Origin of the sequence: Streptomyces marokkonensis, from assembly GCF_039539045.1 — a bacterium.
Classification (GTDB): Bacteria; Actinomycetota; Actinomycetes; order Streptomycetales; family Streptomycetaceae; genus Streptomyces; species Streptomyces marokkonensis.
Map to the genome: position 1 here is coordinate 1 of NZ_BAABCQ010000349.1, position 2,212 is coordinate 2,212.

Annotated in this window: 1 protein-coding gene and 2 pseudogenes; 1 reads left to right on the forward strand and 2 read right to left on the reverse strand. The window is 69.6% G+C overall.

The window, feature by feature from the left end; translation table 11 throughout:
• Positions 1-260: 260 nt before the first annotated feature.
• Positions 261-422 (forward strand): annotated as a pseudogene (locus ABEA26_RS35765) (DUF2254 family protein); the annotation flags it as partial.
• 139 nt (positions 423-561) lie between these two features.
• Here ABEA26_RS35765 and ABEA26_RS35770 read toward each other — a convergent pair.
• Entirely contained in the window at positions 562-1,782 is a 1,221-nt protein-coding gene (locus ABEA26_RS35770) for a sugar phosphate isomerase/epimerase family protein (RefSeq protein ID WP_345598217.1), read from the reverse strand.
• Between the two features lie 115 nt (positions 1,783-1,897).
• Positions 1,898-2,212 (reverse strand): annotated as a pseudogene (locus tag ABEA26_RS35775) (alkaline phosphatase family protein); the annotation flags it as partial.

Below are 2,212 nucleotides of genomic sequence, written 5' to 3' on the forward strand. Positions count from 1 at the left end.
TAGCACCTCAAGCTAGCGCGTCTGCCATTCCGCCACCCGGACAAGGTGTCTGTCGTTGCGCGGGACCTTCCCCGCGGCGACATGGACAACCATACCAAGGTTTCGCAGCGCCTTTCACCTGCGTTTCCTTCCCCTGCCCCGCCCTCGCCCGTGCCCACCCTTCCCTCCGGGCGGCGGCCCGGAACCGGCGGCTCCGCCACACCTAAGGTCACACCATGAGTAACTGGGTGATTACCCGGACCCGCGTCCGCGGACAGGCTCCGCCGGGCCGGGCGCTGCGGTTCTCGCTGCCCGTGGGAGTGGAGCGCATCTTCCACCAGGATCTGGCGTTCGGGCTCCGTCAACTGTCCGACATCGCGCTGCGGGCCCTGTCCAGCGCGGTCAACGATCCGACGACCACCGTGCAGGCGCTGGACCGTGTTCGAGGACGGAACAGCGTGAATGACCGCGCCGCCCCGGCACGGCCCGCTCAGCGGTACGGCCGGCTCAGCGGTATGGCGGCGGCCCTCCCCCGCGAGGTGGCTCACGGGAAGAACCGCCGCCGTGTGCTGCCCGGGGTGGCTAGCGGCGACGCTTGCGCAGGGCCGCCAGGTTGTCGTAGCTGATCTTGGCCTCACGCAGCGACTGCGCGGGATCGGTGGCGCTCGGGGAGTTGTCGTCCTCGATCATCGGGTTGTGGTAGTTGCGCTGCCCGACCCGTGAGAAGAACGTCGTGTAGTCGATGACGCCGGTGCCGAAGGGCACCATGTCGTAGCCCATGCCGTTGGTCGTGCTGACGACGCCGTCCTTGGCGTGGAACAGCGGGTAGCGCCTGTTGTTGCGGACGACGACACCGGCCGGGTCGAAGACGCTCTTGCGGGTGGAGCCGTCGTGGGCCGTATAGGTGTGGAACTTGTACTGGGCGACGTGCGCCCAGAAAATGTCCATCTCCAGCCAGACCGACTTCGGGTCGGTGTTCTTCAGGAAGTACTCCAGCTTCCGGATGCCCGAGCTGCGGGTCGGCCGGTCCTGGTCGTCCAGCGGGCCGCCGTCGAGCAGGAAGCCGTAGGCGCTGTCGTGGTTGTGGGTGTAGAGCTTGACGCCTTCCCGGCGGGCTATCGCGCCGAGCGCGTTCCACTTGTCGGCGGCCACGTCCCAGTCCGCGCGGTACGAGCTGCCGGTGGGGTCACCACCGGTGCCCATGTGATCCAGCCCGAGGATGTTGGCGATCTCCAGGTGCTTCTTGAAAGTGTCCTTGTCCGCCACGGTCAGCGGCCAGGAGGACGGGATGAATCCGTGGTTGCCCTGGGCACGCAGACCGTAGTCGTCGAGCCAGCAGCGCAGCAGCTTGGCGCCCTCGACGGATTCCAGGTCGGCGCCGCCCGGCGCGTTGGCGTGCTGGCGGTAACCCGCGAACTCCACCTGGCGGTAACCGTGACGGGCCAGCTGCTTGAACACCTCGCGGAAGCCGGAGGGCAGGTCGGAGGCGAGGGGGTCGCGGGCGGTGGCGTCCCGGACGGTGTAGAGGATGATGCCCCGCTTGTCCGCCGGGACGAGGGCGTGCCGGCCGTGCCCGTGCCCGTGCCCGTCACCGTGGTCGTGGTCTCTGCCCCGGCCGTGGGCGAGGGCGGGGGCGACGCCGAAGACAGGGGCCGCGACGGCTCCGGCCGCCACGGCGGTGCAGGTGCTGAGGAAGCGGCGCCGGCCCACTCCGAGGGTGCGGCGCAGGTCTTCGCCCGGGCCGTCGGCGGCGGCCGGGTCCGTGGTGGCGTCGGTGCGGGAGGGATCCGGGAACAGGGTCACGGGTGCCTGCCTTCTGGGTCGTGGCCTGCCCCGATGACGCCGGGGCGGGCCGTTGTCAGTGCCGTGTGTTTCACTCTCAGTAGCTGGATCTCGGCAGGCTTCGCCTGGTGGCAGGTCAGCCGAGTCCGGCGAGCCGGAGCAGGAGTTGTTTCACATCGGTGGCCGCGACGCGGTCTCCGACAGCGCGGGGGGTGGAGCAGATGAGGAGCGGACCGTCGTCGTCGCTCGCGGGGAGGCGACCGTGGCTGCCCCGAATAGGTGAGGCGTCCAGGGGCACGACCGCCATGCGGTAGCGCATGCCGAGCTTCTTGCGAGCCAGCGCGGAGGCCGCCTTGACCTTGACGTAGGGGTCGAGGGGGTCCATGAACAGTTCGACCGGGTCGTAGCCGGGTTTGCGGTGGATCTCGACCAGCTGCGCGAAGTCGGGCGC